This is a genomic window from Klebsiella sp. CD33 (genome assembly GCF_051992865.1).
Taxonomy (GTDB): Bacteria; Pseudomonadota; Gammaproteobacteria; order Enterobacterales; family Enterobacteriaceae; genus Klebsiella; species Klebsiella pneumoniae.
On record NZ_CP197023.1, the window covers coordinates 2,590,376 to 2,607,483 of the forward strand.

Below are 17,108 nucleotides of genomic sequence, written 5' to 3' on the forward strand. Positions count from 1 at the left end.
AGCCGGCTCTGCTATAGCGCCTGCAGCCCTTGCTGCAGGCGGGCGTGCAGCTTCAGCATGTTCTCTGTAATGGCCTGCCAGACGTGGCTGGAAAAGTCCGCCGGCAGCGTCCGGCGAGCGCTTTCGATTGCCTGCGGCACATGCCCGGCAAACTCCTGGAGGATCGCCAGCATCTGCTCCCGGGGAAAGTTCACCGCTTTGGCCGTCGCCAGAAAATGACGCGGATAGATGGCGTTAATCTCTGTTTTACGCCCTTTTGTGGCATTGAGCCCCATCGACAGCTTCAGATCGCGCAGATGCAGTCCCGTGCCGCCCAGCACCGGAAACGCCGAAATAATGTCGTAGAACGGTGTTAAGCGGTAGCTGCCGCCGGGCAACAGGTAAATTGAGAAGTTTTTTGCGTGACCGTCCGTCGCCCCCGTCAGCCACTGGAAGACCATGAACTTCATAAAGTCATAGCGATCTTTCAGCGCTTCACTCGAGCCCAGCAGAAAGGTCATGATCGCGGCGATACCCGGCCCGCCGTCAGACTCATATTTCATCGCTGAAGGAAGACCAAAAGCCTGACACAGATCCTCCTGCGGCAGACGCAGCAGCACCCGTCCCTCCTGCGCCCAGCGCCGGTCGAAGCGGGTTACCGCCAGGGCGCGGATCCGCGGGGTGGCGATGATCTCCGCTTCCGGCACCGCCAGGCCCAGTTCTCTGGCCAGCGCCAGGCACAGATACTCATTATCCACGCTTTCACGCAGATCCAGCGTCGCATTGGGCTGCTTTATCTCGCCGATGGGCAGCTTAATGATATGCGTGGTCGGCGTGGCGCCCTGCGGAATACACCACTGCTCGCCCATCCGCAGCAGCGCCGTTTTCTCCTGGGCGCCGGCCACCGAGATACGGAAATCGTCCTGGCCGGTAATCATCCCGAGGGGGATATCCGACTGGTAAGCGGTCAGCAAAGCGGTGAGCTGCGCCTCGTCCAGCGTCTGCCAGCGTAATCCTTTCAGGTGCGCCTCTTCCCCCGGCGGCAGGAGGGTCACCGCCCCTACGCTATCCCGCCCGACTTCGGCCAGCAGATCGAACGGCTGCTTCGAGCGCGCCTGATAGCGCCTGACGATCCGGTCGCGGACCTGCGGGCTGTCGGGCAGCAGGTTATCAAAATAGTGATACACCGCGTCGGCAGTGATATTGCCATACTGCAGCGGCAGTGAGAGGGAGAGCGGTCTGGCGCGCAGGCTGCGCAGCCACTCTTCGTCATAGCGAAAACTGTGCGCCCCGTTAGCCTGGCGGGTTAAGGTTCCCACGCGCACATTGTTCATCCAGGTGGTAAGCGTCGCCATTACCAGTCAAGGTCCGTGTTGTTATCGGGAGCCGGCGCCGTCTCAGCAGCTTTGGCGTTCAGCGTCATCACCACCCCCAGCGACTGGAGGATCTTAAACAGCGTGGTTAAGGTGGTTTTGTCGGGGTGATTTTCAAAATTGGACAGCGTGGCCTGCTTAATGCCGATCCGCCTGGCCAGCGCATCCTGGGTCCAGTGGTTCTGCTGGCGCAGCAGCTTCAGGTAATTGGCCAGCTGCACGGGACTGTATATCTGCGGGGAATTCATCGCCTTGTTCCTCACCATCATTTATCCCCCTGTCGGGATAAACTTGGTTTTATACCCTACAGGGGATAATGTCAAGGTTATCCCCTGTAGGGGATAGGAGAATAATTATCCTTGAGTGGGGATAAAACAGGAAGGATGATCGCCGGAGCCACCTGTACATGCCCGGTGGCGGCTGCGCCTTACCGGGCCTACGGGCTGTCTCTGCCCGCTCCGTAACGATCCAGGCCGGGCAAGCGCAGCGCCGCCCGGCAACGGTCAGCCGGCTTAGCTGCCGCGGTAGGTCGACCACCCGCCCGGGGCGATGAGAAACGGCAGATGGAAATGGTCCTCTGCCGCCTCGCCGATAACAAAATCAATCTGCGCCCGGGTAAAGACGCTCTCGCGCCCGGCGCGGGCAAACCACGCCCCGGTTTCCGCTGTTAAGCAATAGCGCCCCGCCGGCAACGGCGCGGCGCTAAAGGTGGCGATACGCCCCTGGGCGTTGGTCACCAGGTTCGCCAGCGTCTCGCCCTCCCGGCTCAGGCTGACCGTCACGCCTTCCGCCGGCGTGCCGGTGGAAATATCCAGAATATGGGTGCTCAGGGTGCTCATTCGCCAATCGCTCCTTCCAGTCTTAACATCGTAATTTCCCGCAGCTGGGCAAGCGCCTCAGCCACTTCTTCGTCAGCGGTATGCTGCAGCCGGCGCGTCAGCGCCTGCAACATCTCTTCGCCGCTGCGCCCTTTGGCGCGGATTAAAAACACACGGCCAAAGCGGGCTTCGTAGCAGGCATTGCCCTCCCGCAGGGCCTGCGCGAGCCGCTCATTCTCGCTGTCCACCGCCGACTGTTCCTGGCGCGACAGCGCCGCGTGCGCCTGGCCGCCGGTCGGCTTCTCACCGATCCGCGGATGGGCGCTGAGCGCCGCGTTCAGCTCGTCCTCTCCCCAGTTAGCCATCGCCTTACGGGCGGCCTGCAGCAGCGCATGGCGGCTGGCGAAAGGTCGTAAGCTCACCAGCATCTCGCCCCAGGCCGGGATCGCCACGCAAGGGGCCAGCAGCCCCGCCGCCTCATCTTTGCTCAGGCTGTTAAACTGACTCAGCGCGATCATCCTGACTCCTTAACGATTTCGTCGCCGCCTGCTCCTGCGGCAGAATAAGGTTCAGCGCTATCGCTACCAGCCCACCGCTGGTGGCTGCCGAACCGAACAGATCGCCGACCATCGGCGGAAAATGGCTGAGAAACGCCGGCACCGACTCCACGCCAAGACCCGCGCCAAACGCCAGCCCCACGATCAGCACATCGCGACGGCTCAGCGGGGTCTGGGTAATAATCCGGATCCCGGCCGCCACCACGCAGCCAAACATCACCATCGTGGCGCCCCCCAGCACCGGCGCCGGGATCTGCCGCAGCAGTTCGCCCACCGGGGGAAACAGCCCGAGCAGGATCAGAATCACGCCAATGTAGCGTCCGACATAGCGGCTGGCCACCCCGGTCATCTGGATCACGCCGTTGTTCTGCGCGAAGGTGGTGTTCGGAAAAGCACAGAGCATGGCCGCCACCATACAGCTGACGCCATCCGCCAGGATACCGCCCTTCAGCCGGTTACGGAAAGCGCGATCGTCAACAGACTGTTGCGAAATCAGCGAGTTGGCCGTCAGATCGCCCACCGCCTCCAGAATACAGACCAGCGACACCAGGGCGACCGGCAGAAATATCGCGCTGTTAAACTGAAAGCCGAACGGAAACAGCGTCGGCAGGCGAAACAGAGTGTCGCCCAGGCTGAGAAGATGGAACTGACCGCTCAGCCCCGCTGCGATGCAGCCCACGGCAATGCCCACCACCACCGAGGAGAGCCGCAGCCAGCGGTTTTTGGCGCAGCTCAGCAGGACGATAACCCCGAGGGTGCCCGCCCCGAGCGCGATATTGCTCATGCTGGCGAAATCCTCGGCCTTTTCCCCACCGCACCAGTTGATGACGCTGACCTTGATCAGGCTGATGCCGATCAGCGCAATCACGCTGCCGGTAATGATGGGAGTAAAGATTTTCTTCAGCGGTTCGATAAAGCGGCTGACAATCACCGGCACCAGAGCGGCGACAAAGTTAACGCCAAACAGCATCGCCATCATATCCTGCGGCCCGCCGCCCTGGGCTTTTACCCACATCCCTCCGGCCACCGTCACGCCGAGAAAGGCAAAACTGGTGCCCTGCATGCAGATCATCCCGGCGCCGATGCCCCATACCCGATTGGACTGCAGAAAAGTGCCGATGCCCGAGGCCAGCAGCGACATACTGATGAGATACGGCAGCCAGTCGCCAAGCCCGAGGGTAGCGCCGATGATCAGCGGCGGCGTGATGATCCCCACCAGGCCCGCCAGCACATGCTGGAGAGCGCTGAAAAAGGCCGGAAGCGGTGGGATCCGCTGTTCAAGGCCGTAAAGCAGGCCACTGTGATGTTCGTCAGACATAGTGATATCCCGTAGCAAAGAGAAGTGCATGGGCTAGTGCACAAAGCAGGCCAGAGACGACAAAAGGGCACCAATAAATTTATTATCACTCCAAAATCATCAACTTAGATTACGCTCGTGATGCATCACCCCTCTCCGCTGCTGAACCAGGCGTCTGAAACGATAGATTCTTAATGCAACATACAGAAACTTTTGATTCATAAAAAGGCAACCAATACCTCACATTGCACCGATGCGGTGCGTCATGAGCCATCGCTGTGCCTCAGGCAGGCGGTTTTCCTCCCTCCAGCGAACTGGTACGCAAATTGCTGTAGTCAGTCACAACATCGGGAGAAGGAGAAAAAAATGAAAGCAATCGTGATTGGCGCCGGCATCGGCGGTTTAAGCGCGGCAGTGGCGCTCAAACAGTCGGGGATCGACTGCGACGTCTATGAAGCGGTGAAAGAGATCAAACCGGTCGGCGCAGCGATTTCCGTGTGGCCCAACGGCGTGAAGTGCATGGCCCACCTCGGCATGGGCGACATCATGGAGACCTTCGGCGGGCCGCTGCGCCGGATGGCGTATCGTGATTTCCGCAGCGGCGAGAACATGACCCAGTTCAGTCTCGCCCCGCTGATCGAACGCACCGGCAGCCGCCCCTGCCCGGTCTCCCGGGCAGAACTGCAGCGGGAAATGCTGGATTACTGGGGACGGGACAGCGTGCAGTTCGGCAAACGCGTCACCCGCTGTGAAGAAGACGCCGACGGCGTGACGGTATGGTTTACCGACGGCAGCAGCGCCAGCGGCGATCTGCTGATTGCCGCCGACGGCAGCCATTCCGCACTGCGTCCGTGGGTGCTGGGCTTTACCCCGCAGCGCCGCTACGCCGGCTACGTCAACTGGAACGGTCTGGTGGAGATAGATGAAGCGCTGGCCCCCGGCGATCAGTGGACCACCTTTGTCGGCGAAGGCAAGCGCGTCTCGCTGATGCCGGTCTCCGCCGGCCGGTTCTACTTTTTCTTTGATGTGCCGCTGCCGGCGGGTCTGGCGGAGGATCGTGACACCCTGCGCGCTGACCTCAGCCGCTACTTTGCCGGCTGGGCGCCGCCGGTGCAGAAGCTGATCGCCGCCCTCGACCCGCAGACCACCAACCGCATTGAAATCCATGATATCGAACCTTTCAGCCGCCTGGTGCGCGGCCGCGTCGCGCTGCTCGGCGATGCCGGACACAGCACCACCCCGGATATTGGCCAGGGAGGCTGCGCGGCGATGGAAGATGCGGTGGTGCTGGGCGCCGTTTTCCGCCAGACCCGAGATATTGCGGCCGCCCTGCGCGAGTACGAAGCCCAGCGCTGCGACCGGGTTCGTGACCTGGTGCTGAAGGCGCGCAAGCGGTGCGATATTACCCACGGGAAGGATATGCAGCTCACCGAAGCCTGGTACCAGGAGCTGCGCGAGGAGACCGGGGAGCGCATTATCAACGGCATGTGCGACACCATCCTCAGCGGGCCGCTGGGCTGACCGTCGCCATGGATTCGATCACCGCACTCAGCGTCTGAATGGCCATTTGCGCGGGCCGCGAAAGCTGACGCGAGGGCGCAGTACACAGCGCCAGGGTCAGCGGTCGCAGCAGCGTACTGCGCAGCGGGACAAAGGCCAGCTGTCCACGCTGGACCTCGTCCAGCACGTCGAGCAGGCTAAGGAGCGTCACGCCGCTGCCGCGCAGCACCAACGACTTGATAAGCCGGATATCATTGCAGCTGATGGTATTCTCCGGCGCAAAGTCATGGTGGCGATAGAGGAGCGCCACCCGCTCATGGACGATCAACGGCGCGCCGGGCACGATATGCCGCTCCAGGCTGAGCTCGCCCAAAGACAGCGCCTTCGCCCCCGCCAGGGGATGGTCCGGACGCATCACAATCCCCACCTCCAGTTCGGCAAAGGCCAGCACGCTGAGTCCAGCCTGCCCCTGCGGATCGAGGATCAGGCCGACGTCCAGGTCCGCCTGACGCACTTTCTGGCTGACGGTGTGGCTGTCAGCCACCTGCAGATCCAGCTCCAGCCACGGCCAGCTGGCGATGATCTCCGCCAGCGCGGCGGCGAAGCCCCCTTCCGCCAGCGCCTGTACCATGCCAACGCTGACGCTCCCGCGCTTCATCCCCTGCAGCTCATCAAATTTCTGCCGGGTCTGACGAAACTCCTTTTGCCAGCGCAGCAGGTTGTCATACAGCAACTCACCGGCGGTGGTCATCCGCAGTCCCTCCGGCAGGCGCTCGAACAGCGGGGTGCCGAAGGCCTCCTCGGCCTGCAGGATCTGGCGGTTAATCGCCGAGGCGGAAATATGCAGCTGCTCGGCGGCCCGGCGCAGGCTGCCGCAGCGGGCCACGGCGATGAAATAGTGCGCGAAACGGGAAAATGGACTCATGGCGCCCCTGTACTCTTTTTTGCAACAGCAGAGTGAATTAATGGTGATGGATGTGAACACCCTAATATGACAACAATAATCTCACAACAATAAAACAATCACCGATGTGAGCAGGAAGAGAAATCATGAAGACAACCACCCCCACGCCCCCCGCCCATTGCACCTTTGACCCGGAAGACTGGCTGCGGCTGGCCCGCTGCTGGCACCCGGTGGCCCGCGCCTGCGATATTGCCGGCGCCCCGGTGAAAGCCACCTTGCTGGACGAACAGCTGGTTATCTATCGTATTAAAGGCCAGGTGGTAGTCGCCCGCGACGTCTGTCCGCACCGCGGGGTGCCGCTGACCCTGGGATTTCATGAAGAGGAAGGTATCGTCTGCCCCTATCATGGCCTGCGCTTTGGCGAGGATGGCCGCTGCAACCGTATCCCCTCCAGTCCGGGGCAACCCATTCCGGCCAAACTGCATCTCACCAGCTTCGCCGTGGAGGAGCGCTACGGGCTGATCTGGACCTGCCTGGCCTGCGATCCGGACAATCCGCCGCCGTTACCGACCATGCCGCACTGGGACGACGCCGGCTTTCAGCAAATCAACTGCCCGGCCTTCGAGGTAAAGGGATTTGCCGGCCGCCAGGTCGAAGGCTTTCTCGATGTCGCCCACTTCGCGTGGATCCACACCGACACCTTCGCCGATCCGGACAACCAGCAGGTGCCGGACTATACCCCGCAGGAGACGCCGTTCGGCTTTGTTGCCGACTACTGGAGCTCGGTGGGCAATTACCCCGCCAGCTCTGATTTCCGCGCGCCGGAAGGGTTCCAGTGGCTGCGTCACTTTGAAATGCATCTGCCGTTCACCGCTACGCTGACCATCCATTTTCCCGCCGACGCCAGGCTGGTGATCATGAACGCCGCCTCGCCGGTGTCGTCCCGGGTGACGCGGATGTTTGCCCCTATTGCCCGCAACTTCGATCTGCACGTGCCGGTGGAAGACGTACATGCGTTCAACCTGCGGGTATTTGAAGAGGACCGCCTGATGGTCGAGACCCAGCGTCCGGAAGGGTTGCCGCTGGATCTGACGCTGGAGGCGCATATTCCGGCGGACCGCAGCTCTATCGCCTACCGGCGCGGGCTGAAGAAGATGGGCTTTGGCGATTTCTTTCTGGTATGAGTGGAGGTCATATGCGCGACATACTCCCGGTGGTGGTCGATGGCCTGTGGCGCCAGGGCGCGAAAAATCTGGCCGTTCGTCTGGTGAGCGCCGAGGGGCAACCGCTGCCGGCGTGGACGCCCGGCGCCCATATCGATCTCCATCTTCCCTGCGGGCTGATCCGTCAGTACTCCCTGACCGGCAGCCCGGCCGAACAGGATCGCTATCTGCTCTGCATCGCCCGCGAGTCGCAGTCTCGCGGTGGCTCCCGTTATATTCATGACACCCTGCGCCCGGGACAGCCATTGATGATCTCTGCCCCGCGCAACCACTTTCCGCTGCACGAGGGCGGCCATGTGGTGCTTCTCGCCGCCGGGATCGGCATTACGCCGCTGCTGGCGATGGCCCACGCCCGGGCGGCGTCCGGCGCCAGCTTTACGCTGCACTATTACGTTAGCCGTGCGCAGGAGGCCGCCTTCGCCACCGAGATCGCCCGCCAGCTAACGGGTGGAATCTGCCAGATCCACTGCTCAGACGAGGGGCAGAGTCCGCGCCAGCGGCTGGCGCAGGATCTGGGGGCTCCGGACGCCGACACCCGGGTCTACTTCTGCGGTCCGCCCGGATTTATGGCCCGGGTTCGCGATACCGCGCGGGCGGTCGGATGGGGAGAGGAACAATTGCACAGCGAAGCGTTCCAGCCGCCCGCCCCGACGGCGGCGTCGGCGGCGGACGGAACCTTCACCATCACCCTCACCTCCACCGGGGAGCGCTGGCCGGTGCCGGGGGACAAAACCATCGCCCAGGTGCTGCAGGAGCATGGCGTCGCGGTGCCGCTCTCCTGCGAGATGGGGATCTGCGGCGCCTGCCTGACGCCGGTACGCGAGGGGACCGTCGACCACCGGGATACCGTGCAGTCGGAGGCGGAAAAACAGGCCGCAGAGCAGCATATTGCGCTGTGCTGCTCCCGCAGCCTGTCGGCCAATTTAGTTATCGATCTCGCGGGATAAGCGGCCCGTCACCGGCTGGTCGGCGCGGGCGACCGGTTTCACCCGTACGGCGGCGAAGACAATCACCATCGCGCTCAACAGCAGCAGACCGCTGCCGGTGAAGACGCCGCTGGCGCCGTGCAAATCAAACACCGCCCCGCCGCCGGCGGCCCCGGCGCTGATGGCCAGCTGAATAGAGGCGACCAGCAGACCGCCCGCGCTTTCTGCTTCATCCGGCACGGTGGTGGCAAGCCAGGTGGACCAGGCCACCGGCACCAGGCCGAAGGCAAATCCCCACAGGGCGACCAGCAGCCCGGCCAGCACGGTCAGATGGCCAAACGTCACCATCAGCAGCGCCAGAACGCTCATCATCAACGGCACCAGCGCCAGGGTCAGGCGCAGGCTACGGCTCAGCAGATAGCTCGCCACCGAAGTGCCGATAAAGTTAGCGACACCGAAGCCGAGCAATATCAGCGAAACCCCTTCGACACTGGTCTGCGCGACGGTCTCAAGGAACGGCCGCAGGTAGGTAAAGAAGGCGAAATGGCCGCTGAAAATCAGGATCGTCGCCAGCATGCCGCCCAGCATACCGGGACGGCGCAGCACCCTGAACAGCGTGGAGAAGGTCCCGACGCTCTCCGGGCGCATGGAGGGCAGCACCCACAGCTGCCAGAGCAGCGCCAGCAGGCTGGGTATCGCACAGAGAATAAACACGTTGCGCCAGCCGATCAGCTCCCCGAGGTAGCTGCCGAGCGGCGCGGCCACCACCGTGGCGACAGACACCGCGGAAAAGATGATCGCCAGCGCCTTTGGCACATGGGCCGCCGGCACCAGACGCATCGCCGTGGCGGTGGACATCGCCCAGAAGCCGCCGATGGCGATCCCCAACAGCAGACGGCCCAGCAGGAGAAACGCCAGCGAATCGGCAAAAGCGACCATCAGGCTGGAGACTATCTGCAGTACGGAAAAGAACATCAGCACCCAGCGGCGATCGATATTGCGGGTGGCGGTGGCGATCAGCAGGCCGGTAACTAACGCCACCAGCGCCGTCGCGGTGACCGCCTGTCCGGCCATCCCTTCACTGACGCCGAGGCTGCTGGCCATCGGCGTTAACAGGCTGGCGGGTAGAAACTCGGCCACGATCAGGCCGAACACCCCGAGGGCCAGGGCATAGACGGCGCGCCAGGCAGGTTTGGCGGGAGACAGGCTCGCGTCAGCAGCTATGCAGGAACTCATATACAACTCTCCAGGTTTATTAACATCCTGGTCATCTTAGGGACTTACTTTTGGACGATATATGATGCATACTCTTCAGTTATTGATTATTCGTCCGGAATTACCATGAGCCAGCCTGCCATCGACCTTACCAGCGAACTGTTGCGCGGTATGCGCCTCTCCGGCGTTAACTACCGGCGCATCGAAACCGCACGCCCGTTCGGCGTCGGCTTTAGCGCCGTGGCGGGTAAAGCCCAGTTCCATTTCATCAGCCGCGGGCCGGTGCTGCTGCGCATGGCCAGCGGGGAACAGTTCACCCTCGAGAGCGGCGATGCGCTGTTTATTCCCAACGGCGACGGGCACGCCCTGCTCTCGGATCCGCAGGCCACGGTGGTCAATGTGGCGCAGCTGCCCAGCGAAACGGTGTGCAGCACGGTAAGTTGTATCAACGCTGGCGACCAGCCTGACTGCCCGGAGCGCGCCGTCATTTTCAGCGGTTGTATGGACTTTGAGCTCGGCGGCATGCAGCCGCTGGTCAAGGCCATGCCGGAGGTGATGCGGGTCAGCAGCCTGCTTAATACCTGGCCGGAGATCCAGCCGCTGCTGGCGGCGATGGAGCGGGAATCGCTCATCCGCCAGGCAGGCTATGCCGGGATCCTCGCCCGGCTGGCGGACGTGGTGGCCGCGCTGATTGTCCGCGGCTGGGTAGCGTGCGGGTGCGGCAACGCCACCGGCTGGGTACAGGTCCTGCGCGATCCCCGGCTGGCGAAAGCGATCTACGCCATGCATCAGCGCCCGGGGGTCAACTGGAAAGTGGAAGATCTGGCGCGGGAGGCGGGTCTTTCACGCTCGCTGTTCGCGGAACGTTTTCTCGCCGCCACCGGCACCACCCCCGCCCGCTATCTCACCGAGCTGCGTATGCGGCTGGCGGTGCAGTACATCACCCATGAAGGCCAGGCGCTGGAAAAAGTCGCCTTCAGCCTCGGGTATCAGTCGCTGGCGGCCTTCAGCCGGGCTTTCAAACGCATCACCGGCCAGCCGCCGGGAGCCCTGCGCGCCACGGCACGCTAGAGTCAGCCTTTATGTAAAGCGATACACGCCGTTGCCGACACGAAAGCGCTGCCCCTTAAGCGCCGGGTTGGCGACGCGGAACACCAGTTCGGTCAGCTGGTTGGCAGCCCCTTCACGGAAGATAAATTGCCGGCCGCCCACGTCCAGTCCCTGCTCCCCCAGTGGCGGAAAGCCCAGCAGCGCCTGCCAGCGATCGCGCACCGCCTGCGGATTGACCACCTCGAACACCGCCTGCTCAAGCGTAATGTCGCCCAGCGGATGCGGCGCGTCCAGCCTCTGGGCGCGCAGCCGCGTCAGCCGGGTGGCGTCGTCTTCTTCCCACTGCAGCACAAAGGGATAGACCAGCCCGTCAGTGTCGCCATCGATGGTGAAGATCCGCCAGCGGATGATATTGCCCTGCGGATCGTTGCGCTGGCCATCGACAATCGGTGACACTGTCACCCCTGTACGACGCAACTGGTCATAGGTGGCGTCGATGTCGTCGCTGCGCAGCGCCACCCGAAACAGCGCCTCATTCTCCGGCAGCAGCCGTGCGGCGTCGCGCGAAAGGAGGAATTTGTCCGTCGCGGCGCGCAGTTCGTCCGGGTCGGCAATGGCGAGGAATTCGATATACGTGAGGCCAAAATAGCTCAGCGCATTACGGGTTCCCCACCCCGGATGCCGCCCTCCGGCCACCGCCCGCAGCTGCTGCCCGGCAAAGATTTCAATCGCCGCTTCCGGCTGATTCACAAACTGTACTGCGTGGTCCCACTGCAAGGTTGCCATGATCTCTCCCGCGATTGTGCCTGGTCAGGCGCCTGCGGCAAAAGATAGTGCTGGGGTGAAGGGAATGGCAAACAAGAATTAAATATATCGAAAGCAGGATAAGTGATTTATATCAAAGCGGTATGTCGCATCTGGCAGGCGATGAAACGGCGGGCAAAGAACCGCCCGCCGCGGGGTCAGACCGACCCTTCTTTCTCAATCACCAGAATACGCGCCGCCCCCTGCGGGTGAGCGACATGCTCGCATCCCACCCCGGCGTAGAAGATATCGCCGGCGTTTAGCATGATGATCTGCTCCTCGCCGTCGACTTTCACATGCATCGCCACCTGACCATCCATCACGGCAAACACCTCCTGACCATCATTGATGTGCCAGATATAGGGTTGGTCGGTCCAGTGTAGACGCACGGTGGTGCCGGAAAAATTGGCAATATCCAGCGCGCCCCACGCGCGGTCGGCGGTGAAATCTTTACTGCTCCAGCTCTGCATGATGGTGTCCTGTGGTAAGGGTTATTTTTTCTGCCAGTTTGCCCAGGGGTCCGCTTTCTCCACCGGCGCGTCATCATCAAGGGAGGCGAGATACATAGCCTCCACCTCTTTGCGCGCCCACGGCGTCCGGCGGAGAAATTTGAGGCTGGACTTAATGCTGGGATCGCTTTTAAAGCAGTTAATGTTGACCTGGCGGGCCATTTCCGCCCAACCATAGCGCGCCACCAGGGCATTGAGCAGCGCTTCCAGCGTCACGCCGTGCAGGGGATCTTTCGAGCTGTGCATTACGATACGTCCGTTCCGCATTAAAAAGTGCGCCTACCTTACTGGCTCTCACCGACGGGCGCAACCGGCTTCATTACGCGCTTCGCGCCTATATCTATTTAACGCAAAAGCACTGAACCCCGCGCGGTCATAAATTAGAAAATAACGTTATTGGTTGCTTATTTGGCCTTGAGGCAAGCTGTGTTCAGCCCCGGACAGAGGAAATCACCATGCGCTGCTGTTGTGCCCGAACCCAGAACCTGAATCAACCCATAACTTATTACCCCGTTTTCGGAGAACACAATGAACGCGACCACCCTGCCGATTCTCGATCTGGCCCGCTACGCGGACCCCGCGGATAAAGCGGCCTTCCTGGCCGACCTGCGTCATGCCGCCCGCGACATCGGCTTCTTCTATTTGATCAACCACGGTGTCGACGACGCGCTTCAATATGAAGTTCAGCGCCAGTCCCAGCGCTTTTTTGCTCTCGATGAGGCGCAAAAACAGCAGGTGGCGATGATCCACTCCCCCCATTTTCGCGGCTATAACCGCGCGGCCTCTGAGCTGACGCGCGGCCAGCCTGACTGGCGAGAACAGTTTGATATCGGCGCCGAACGTCCGGCGCTGACCCTCAGCGACGACGCCCCGCGCTGGCAGCGCCTGCAGGGTCCGAATCTGTGGCCTGCCGCCCTGCCGTCGCTTAAACCGGTATTACTTCACTGGCAACAGCAAATGACCCAGGTGGGCATCCGCCTGCTGCGCGCCTTTGCCGAAGCCCTGCAGCTCCCGGAGAATGCTTTCGATCAGCTCTACGGCGACAAACCCAACGAGCATATCAAACTGATCCGCTATCCCGGCCAGCAGGAGACCCAAAGCAGCCAGGGCGTCGGCGCCCATAAAGATTCGGGGTTTCTCAGCTTCCTGCTGCAGGACGAGCAGAAAGGACTGCAGGTTGAGGTCGCGCCTGGAGAATGGATCGACGCCGTGCCGCTGGCCGGCAGCTTTGTGGTCAATATTGGCGAACTGCTGGAGCTGGCGACCAACGGGTATTTGCGCGCTACCGTCCATCGCGTGGTGTCGCCGCCGGCGCAGCAGCAGCGCCTCTCCATCGCCTTCTTCCTCGGCGCCCAGCTTGACGCGGTGGTGCCGGTTTACACCCTGCCGCCCGAGCTGGCGCGTGAAGCGCGAGGGCCGGACAGCGACCCGCACAATCCGCTGCTGCGCGATGTCGGCTGGAATTATCTCAAGGGCCGTCTGCGTTCCCATCCGGACGTGGCGGAACGCTACTATCAGGACGTGTTTCGCGAACGCGCCGAGCAATTGATCGTTTAACCATAACTAAAAAGGAACACACCATGAAATATGCCGCTTTTAAACTGGCAGGAGTCGCACTGTCTCTTTCTCTGGCATGGACGTCTGCCCAGGCTGCCGCGCTGCGCGTCGCCGCGGACCCGGTTCCCCACGCGGAGATCCTCAACTACATCAAAAAAATCGATCCCAGCCTCGATCTGAAGGTGGTGGAGCTGACCAGCGGGGTCAACGCCAATGAACTGCTGGCCAGTGGCGATGTGGATGCCAACTACTTCCAGCATGTCCCCTACCTGAAGGATCAGGAGAAAGCGCTGGGTAAAACCTTTGCCGTCGCGGCCACGGTGCATATTGAGCCGCTGGGGATCTACTCGCATAAGCATAAAGATTTCTCATCACTGCCGGAAAACGCCACCGTGGCGGTGCCGAATAACACCACCAACCTGAGCCGGGCGCTGTTCCTGCTGCAGGCGCAGAAGCTTATTAAGCTGGATCCCAAATTTACCGATCCGGCCACCACCCTGGCGACGCCGAAGGATATTGTCGAGAACCCGAAACACCTGAAGATTCTGGAGATTGAATCGCCGCAGATCCCGCGCTCCCTCGATGATGTCGACCTGGCGGTGATTAACGGCAACTACGCGCTGGAAGCCGGCCTGGTGCCAGCGAAGGATGCCCTGGGGCTGGAAAGCGCCGAGCATAACCCGTACGCCAATATTCTGGTGACCACCCCAGCCCTGGCGAATGACCCGCGCATTAAGGCGCTGGCGAAAGACCTGACCTCGCCGCAGGTGGCGGAGTTTATCCGTAAAACCTATAACGGCTCGGTGATCCCGGTGGCCCCTCAGTCATGATAACCATCGAAGGGCTGAGCAAAACCTACGCCGGAACCGGCCGACCGGCGCTGAACGATATCGCGTTGCAGATACCGAAAGGGGCAATATACGGCATTCTCGGGCGCAGTGGCGCCGGCAAAAGTACGCTCATCCGCTGTCTCAATTTACTGGAGCGGCCCACCTCGGGCCGCATTCTGGTGAACGGACAGGATATTACCCAGTTGAACAAGGCGGCGCTGCGGGATTATCGCCTGCGCACCGGGATGATTTTCCAGCACTTCAATCTGCTGCATGCCCGCACCGTCGCTGACAACGTCGCGGTGCCGTTGGAGATTGCCGGAGTGCCGAGGGCCGCTCGCGAGGCCCGGGTGCGCGAACTGTTGGAGCTGGTGGATCTCAGCGAAAAGGCCGCTGCTTTCCCGTCGCAGCTTTCCGGCGGGCAAAAGCAGCGCGTCGGCATCGCCCGGGCGCTGGCCGCCCGGCCGGAAGTGCTGCTGTGCGATGAGGCGACCAGTGCGCTGGATCCCGAGACCACCGCCTCGGTGCTGGCCCTGCTGGCGGATATTAACCAGCGCCTCAATCTGACCATTGTGCTGATTACGCACCAGCTGGAGGTGGTGAAAACCATCTGTGACCACGCGGCGCTGCTGGAACAGGGCGAGATTGTCGAAAGCGGTAAACTCGCCGACCTGCTGGTGACCCCATGGTCGCGGCTGCGCCAGTCGCTGCTGCACGACCCGCAGGCTGAACAGGAATTTCTTACCCGCCACGGCGTTCAGGGGAGGCCATTATGCGGAGTAGCATGAGCTGGGAAGATTTGTGGCCGTTATTACTCGACGGCACGCTGGATACGCTCTATATGGTGGGCCTGGCGGCCCTGTTTACCGTGCTGATCGGGCTGCCCACCGGCGTGCTGTTGTTTATTTCCCGCGCCAACGGGCTGGCGCCGATGCCGAAACTGAACGCGCTGTTAGGCGCGGTGATCAACATCGGCAGGTCGCTGCCGTTTATCGTACTGCTGATCGCCCTGATCCCCTTTACCCGGCTGATCGTCGGCACCACGCTGGGCAGCACCGCCGCCATCGTGCCGGTGACCATCGGCGCCTTTCCGTTCTTTGCCCGTCTGACGGAAAACGCGCTCGACGAGGTGGACTACGGGAGAATTGAAGCCATTCTGTCGATGGGCGGCAACGTCTGGCACGTGATTTTTAAATCCCTGTTGCCGGAAGCCCTGCCAACGCTGCTGGCCGGGATCACGCTGACCATCGTGATGCTGATTGGTTTCTCCTCCATGGCCGGTGTGATCGGCGGCGGTGGACTCGGCGACCTCGCCATCCGCTACGGCTATCAGCGGTTTAATAATGAAGTCATGTTTGGCACGGTGCTGATCCTGGTGGCGATGGTGCAGGGGGTGCAAATGGCCGGCGATCGGCTGGTGCGCCGCCTGGCCCACCGCCGCTAGCCGTCAGTCATTAGTTCCAGCCGCTCTCTGCCGCCAGCTGGCGGATCAGAGTGGCGGCGTCACACTCGCGGATCAACCCCACCCCCTGCCCGGCCCAGTGGGCGCCATACTCATGGACGCCCTGGGCTTTCGCGGCGGCGGCCAGTGTTTTGCCGATATCATACGCCAGCGGATAATCCGGCACGGCGCTCGCCGGATAGCCTTCCCCCAGCGCACAGAAGGCATTCGCCAGACAGCGTGCCGGACGCCCGGATATCGCGGAGGTCAGCACCGTACGCCCGTCAAGACTGTTGTGGATCGCCGCGCGGTAGCCGGCGTCGGCGGCCGATTCCGGACACAGTAAAAACGCCGTACCGAGCTGTACGCCCTGCGCCCCCAACTGCATCACGCTGGCGATCCCCGCTCCGTCCATGATGCCCCCGGCGGCCACCACCGGGATGGTTAGTCGACGCCGCAGAAGTTGCACCAGGGTGAAGGTGCTCAGCTGCGCGTCAGGCGCCTGCGGAGCAAAGATCCCCCGGTGCCCACCCGCCTCATAGCCCTGAGCGACCACCACGTCGATCCCCTGCTGTTCAATCAGCAGCGCCTCCTGGAGCGAGGTTGCCGTCGCCAGGGTAACGATCCCCTGCCGCCGCAGACGCTGGATCGTCTCACCTTCAGGAAGACCAAAATGAAAGCTCACCACCGCCGGCGACAGGTCGAGAAGCAGCTCCAGCATCGGCGCATGACCGATAAATGTCTGGTAGATCTCGCTTAACGAATCCGGTGGCGTACAGCCATAGCGGGCAAAATGGGGACGTAATGTTGTTGCCCAGTCGGCTTCCCGCCGGGCGTCGCGCCGGGGCGGCGCATGGCAGAACAGATTGACATTGAACGGACGGTCCGTCAGCTGGCGGGTGGCGACTATCATCGCTTCCGCCTGGGCAACGGTTGAAGCGCCCAGCCCCAGCGAGCCCAGCGCACCGGCATTACTTACCGCGGCAGCCAGCGCGGGGGTGGAGACGCCCGCCATCGGGGCCTGAATCAGGGGATAATCAATATCAAGAAGCGAAAGCAGCGGGTTGCTCATGGTTTCCTCATGCATTAACGATGCTGGAGGCTTACCATCTCCTTTAAAGATGG

19 protein-coding genes are annotated in these 17,108 nt (G+C 62.2%); 8 read left to right on the forward strand and 11 right to left on the reverse strand.

From position 1 onward, the window contains the following. Nucleotides 1-11: 11 nt before the first annotated feature. The 5 genes from ACR809_RS12905 to ACR809_RS12925 all read right to left on the reverse strand — a co-directional run bounded on the left by ACR809_RS12905 (nt 12) and on the right by ACR809_RS12925 (nt 4,045). Nucleotides 12-1,334, reverse strand: coding sequence for a type II toxin-antitoxin system HipA family toxin (locus tag ACR809_RS12905; RefSeq protein ID WP_122051317.1), 1,323 nt, complete (start codon nt 1,332-1,334; stop codon nt 12-14). After that, nucleotides 1,334-1,600, reverse strand: a complete 267-nt coding sequence (gene hipB, locus ACR809_RS12910; RefSeq protein WP_002904790.1) for a type II toxin-antitoxin system antitoxin HipB — start codon at nt 1,598-1,600, stop codon at nt 1,334-1,336. Before hipB ends, ACR809_RS12905 begins: the two co-directional genes overlap by 1 nt. 264 nt (nt 1,601-1,864) lie before the next feature. Continuing rightward, complete coding sequence (gene uraH / locus ACR809_RS12915) at nt 1,865-2,191, reverse strand: hydroxyisourate hydrolase (RefSeq protein WP_002904788.1); 327 nt, start codon at nt 2,189-2,191, stop codon at nt 1,865-1,867. Then, nucleotides 2,188-2,688: a 2-oxo-4-hydroxy-4-carboxy-5-ureidoimidazoline decarboxylase gene (gene uraD, locus ACR809_RS12920; protein WP_122051318.1), complete on the reverse strand. Its 501-nt coding sequence runs from the start codon at nt 2,686-2,688 to the stop codon at nt 2,188-2,190. The genes uraH and uraD overlap by 4 nt, the downstream gene beginning before the upstream one ends. Then, on the reverse strand, nt 2,666-4,045 hold the full coding sequence (locus ACR809_RS12925) for a nucleobase:cation symporter-2 family protein (RefSeq protein WP_122051319.1): 1,380 nt from the start codon (nt 4,043-4,045) through the stop codon (nt 2,666-2,668). Before ACR809_RS12925 ends, uraD begins: the two co-directional genes overlap by 23 nt. A 345-nt stretch (nt 4,046-4,390) precedes the next feature. On the opposite strand from ACR809_RS12925, the gene hpxO reads away from it, so the two are divergent. Then, on the forward strand, nt 4,391-5,545 hold the full coding sequence (hpxO, locus tag ACR809_RS12930; RefSeq protein WP_002904783.1) for an FAD-dependent urate hydroxylase HpxO: 1,155 nt from the start codon (nt 4,391-4,393) through the stop codon (nt 5,543-5,545). On the opposite strand, the gene hpxR is transcribed toward hpxO, so the two are convergent. Beyond that, nucleotides 5,526-6,449, reverse strand: a complete 924-nt coding sequence (gene hpxR / locus ACR809_RS12935; protein ID WP_002904781.1) for a LysR family hpxDE operon transcriptional regulator HpxR — start codon at nt 6,447-6,449, stop codon at nt 5,526-5,528. The genes hpxO and hpxR overlap by 20 nt on opposite strands. 125 nt (nt 6,450-6,574) lie before the next feature. Here hpxR and hpxD point away from each other — a divergent pair, with 125 nt between their 5' ends. Continuing rightward, on the forward strand, nt 6,575-7,612 hold the full coding sequence (hpxD, locus tag ACR809_RS12940) for a molybdenum cofactor-independent xanthine hydroxylase subunit HpxD (RefSeq protein WP_122051320.1): 1,038 nt from the start codon (nt 6,575-6,577) through the stop codon (nt 7,610-7,612). Between the two features lie 11 nt (nt 7,613-7,623). Further along, entirely contained in the window at nt 7,624-8,598 is a 975-nt protein-coding gene (gene hpxE / locus ACR809_RS12945) for a molybdenum cofactor-independent xanthine hydroxylase subunit HpxE (protein WP_162992542.1), read from the forward strand. On the opposite strand, the gene ACR809_RS12950 is transcribed toward hpxE, so the two are convergent. Beyond that, entirely contained in the window at nt 8,575-9,813 is a 1,239-nt protein-coding gene (locus ACR809_RS12950; RefSeq protein WP_122051322.1) for an MFS transporter, read from the reverse strand. The two genes, hpxE and ACR809_RS12950, sit on opposite strands and share 24 nt — an antisense overlap. Before the next feature lie 105 nt (nt 9,814-9,918). On the opposite strand from ACR809_RS12950, the gene ACR809_RS12955 reads away from it, so the two are divergent. Then, nucleotides 9,919-10,863, forward strand: a complete 945-nt coding sequence (locus ACR809_RS12955) for an AraC family transcriptional regulator (protein ID WP_122051323.1) — start codon at nt 9,919-9,921, stop codon at nt 10,861-10,863. A 9-nt stretch (nt 10,864-10,872) separates the two neighbouring features. Here the strand turns inward: ACR809_RS12955 and ACR809_RS12960 are convergent, their stop codons facing one another. The 3 genes from ACR809_RS12960 to ACR809_RS12970 all read right to left on the reverse strand — a co-directional run bounded on the left by ACR809_RS12960 (nt 10,873) and on the right by ACR809_RS12970 (nt 12,401). Continuing rightward, a complete protein-coding gene (locus tag ACR809_RS12960; protein WP_049016967.1) occupies nt 10,873-11,628 on the reverse strand; it encodes a VOC family protein in 756 nt (251 codons plus the stop codon). 176 nt (nt 11,629-11,804) lie between these two features. Beyond that, on the reverse strand, nt 11,805-12,116 hold the full coding sequence (locus ACR809_RS12965; protein WP_002904646.1) for a cupin domain-containing protein: 312 nt from the start codon (nt 12,114-12,116) through the stop codon (nt 11,805-11,807). Between the two features lie 21 nt (nt 12,117-12,137). Continuing rightward, nucleotides 12,138-12,401, reverse strand: coding sequence for a VF530 family DNA-binding protein (locus ACR809_RS12970; RefSeq protein ID WP_002904643.1), 264 nt, complete (start codon nt 12,399-12,401; stop codon nt 12,138-12,140). A 282-nt stretch (nt 12,402-12,683) separates the two neighbouring features. Here ACR809_RS12970 and ACR809_RS12975 point away from each other — a divergent pair, with 282 nt between their 5' ends. From ACR809_RS12975 to ACR809_RS12990, 4 genes are read left to right on the forward strand one after another with little or no spacing between them, the layout of a single operon-like run. Further along, nucleotides 12,684-13,712: an isopenicillin N synthase family dioxygenase gene (locus tag ACR809_RS12975; protein ID WP_004143503.1), complete on the forward strand. Its 1,029-nt coding sequence runs from the start codon at nt 12,684-12,686 to the stop codon at nt 13,710-13,712. Between the two features lie 23 nt (nt 13,713-13,735). Beyond that, nucleotides 13,736-14,542 carry a MetQ/NlpA family ABC transporter substrate-binding protein gene (locus tag ACR809_RS12980; protein WP_002904638.1) on the forward strand — a complete coding sequence of 269 codons (807 nt, stop codon included), beginning with the start codon at nt 13,736-13,738 and terminating at the stop codon, nt 14,540-14,542. After that, a complete protein-coding gene (locus ACR809_RS12985; RefSeq protein ID WP_002904635.1) occupies nt 14,539-15,330 on the forward strand; it encodes a methionine ABC transporter ATP-binding protein in 792 nt (263 codons plus the stop codon). Before ACR809_RS12980 ends, ACR809_RS12985 begins: the two co-directional genes overlap by 4 nt. Next, nucleotides 15,327-15,986, forward strand: coding sequence for a methionine ABC transporter permease (locus tag ACR809_RS12990; RefSeq protein ID WP_021440109.1), 660 nt, complete (start codon nt 15,327-15,329; stop codon nt 15,984-15,986). The genes ACR809_RS12985 and ACR809_RS12990 overlap by 4 nt, the downstream gene beginning before the upstream one ends. 10 nt (nt 15,987-15,996) lie before the next feature. Here the strand turns inward: ACR809_RS12990 and ACR809_RS12995 are convergent, their stop codons facing one another. After that, complete coding sequence (locus ACR809_RS12995; protein WP_228200887.1) at nt 15,997-17,055, reverse strand: NAD(P)H-dependent flavin oxidoreductase; 1,059 nt, start codon at nt 17,053-17,055, stop codon at nt 15,997-15,999. Between the last annotated feature and the right edge of the window lie 53 nt (nt 17,056-17,108).

What these genes read in the sequence shown, in the direction of transcription:
- uraH (WP_002904788.1), bottom strand. Translation starts at nt 2,191, where the DNA reads ATGAGCACCCTGAGCACCCATATTCTGGATATTTCCACCGGCACGCCG.
- ACR809_RS12995 (WP_228200887.1), bottom strand. Translation starts at nt 17,055, where the DNA reads ATGAGCAACCCGCTGCTTTCGCTTCTTGATATTGATTATCCCCTGATT.
- hipB (WP_002904790.1), bottom strand. Translation starts at nt 1,600, where the DNA reads ATGAATTCCCCGCAGATATACAGTCCCGTGCAGCTGGCCAATTACCTG.
- ACR809_RS12990 (WP_021440109.1), top strand. Translation starts at nt 15,327, where the DNA reads ATGAGCTGGGAAGATTTGTGGCCGTTATTACTCGACGGCACGCTGGAT.
- ACR809_RS12980 (WP_002904638.1), top strand. Translation starts at nt 13,736, where the DNA reads ATGAAATATGCCGCTTTTAAACTGGCAGGAGTCGCACTGTCTCTTTCT.
- ACR809_RS12970 (WP_002904643.1), bottom strand. Translation starts at nt 12,401, where the DNA reads ATGCACAGCTCGAAAGATCCCCTGCACGGCGTGACGCTGGAAGCGCTG.
- ACR809_RS12985 (WP_002904635.1), top strand. Translation starts at nt 14,539, where the DNA reads ATGATAACCATCGAAGGGCTGAGCAAAACCTACGCCGGAACCGGCCGA.
- hpxD (WP_122051320.1), top strand. Translation starts at nt 6,575, where the DNA reads ATGAAGACAACCACCCCCACGCCCCCCGCCCATTGCACCTTTGACCCG.
- hpxO (WP_002904783.1), top strand. Translation starts at nt 4,391, where the DNA reads ATGAAAGCAATCGTGATTGGCGCCGGCATCGGCGGTTTAAGCGCGGCA.
- ACR809_RS12965 (WP_002904646.1), bottom strand. Translation starts at nt 12,116, where the DNA reads ATGCAGAGCTGGAGCAGTAAAGATTTCACCGCCGACCGCGCGTGGGGC.
- ACR809_RS12960 (WP_049016967.1), bottom strand. Translation starts at nt 11,628, where the DNA reads ATGGCAACCTTGCAGTGGGACCACGCAGTACAGTTTGTGAATCAGCCG.
- uraD (WP_122051318.1), bottom strand. Translation starts at nt 2,688, where the DNA reads ATGATCGCGCTGAGTCAGTTTAACAGCCTGAGCAAAGATGAGGCGGCG.
- ACR809_RS12975 (WP_004143503.1), top strand. Translation starts at nt 12,684, where the DNA reads ATGAACGCGACCACCCTGCCGATTCTCGATCTGGCCCGCTACGCGGAC.
- ACR809_RS12905 (WP_122051317.1), bottom strand. Translation starts at nt 1,334, where the DNA reads ATGGCGACGCTTACCACCTGGATGAACAATGTGCGCGTGGGAACCTTA.
- hpxE (WP_162992542.1), top strand. Translation starts at nt 7,624, where the DNA reads ATGCGCGACATACTCCCGGTGGTGGTCGATGGCCTGTGGCGCCAGGGC.
- ACR809_RS12955 (WP_122051323.1), top strand. Translation starts at nt 9,919, where the DNA reads ATGAGCCAGCCTGCCATCGACCTTACCAGCGAACTGTTGCGCGGTATG.
- ACR809_RS12950 (WP_122051322.1), bottom strand. Translation starts at nt 9,813, where the DNA reads ATGAGTTCCTGCATAGCTGCTGACGCGAGCCTGTCTCCCGCCAAACCT.
- ACR809_RS12925 (WP_122051319.1), bottom strand. Translation starts at nt 4,045, where the DNA reads ATGTCTGACGAACATCACAGTGGCCTGCTTTACGGCCTTGAACAGCGG.
- hpxR (WP_002904781.1), bottom strand. Translation starts at nt 6,449, where the DNA reads ATGAGTCCATTTTCCCGTTTCGCGCACTATTTCATCGCCGTGGCCCGC.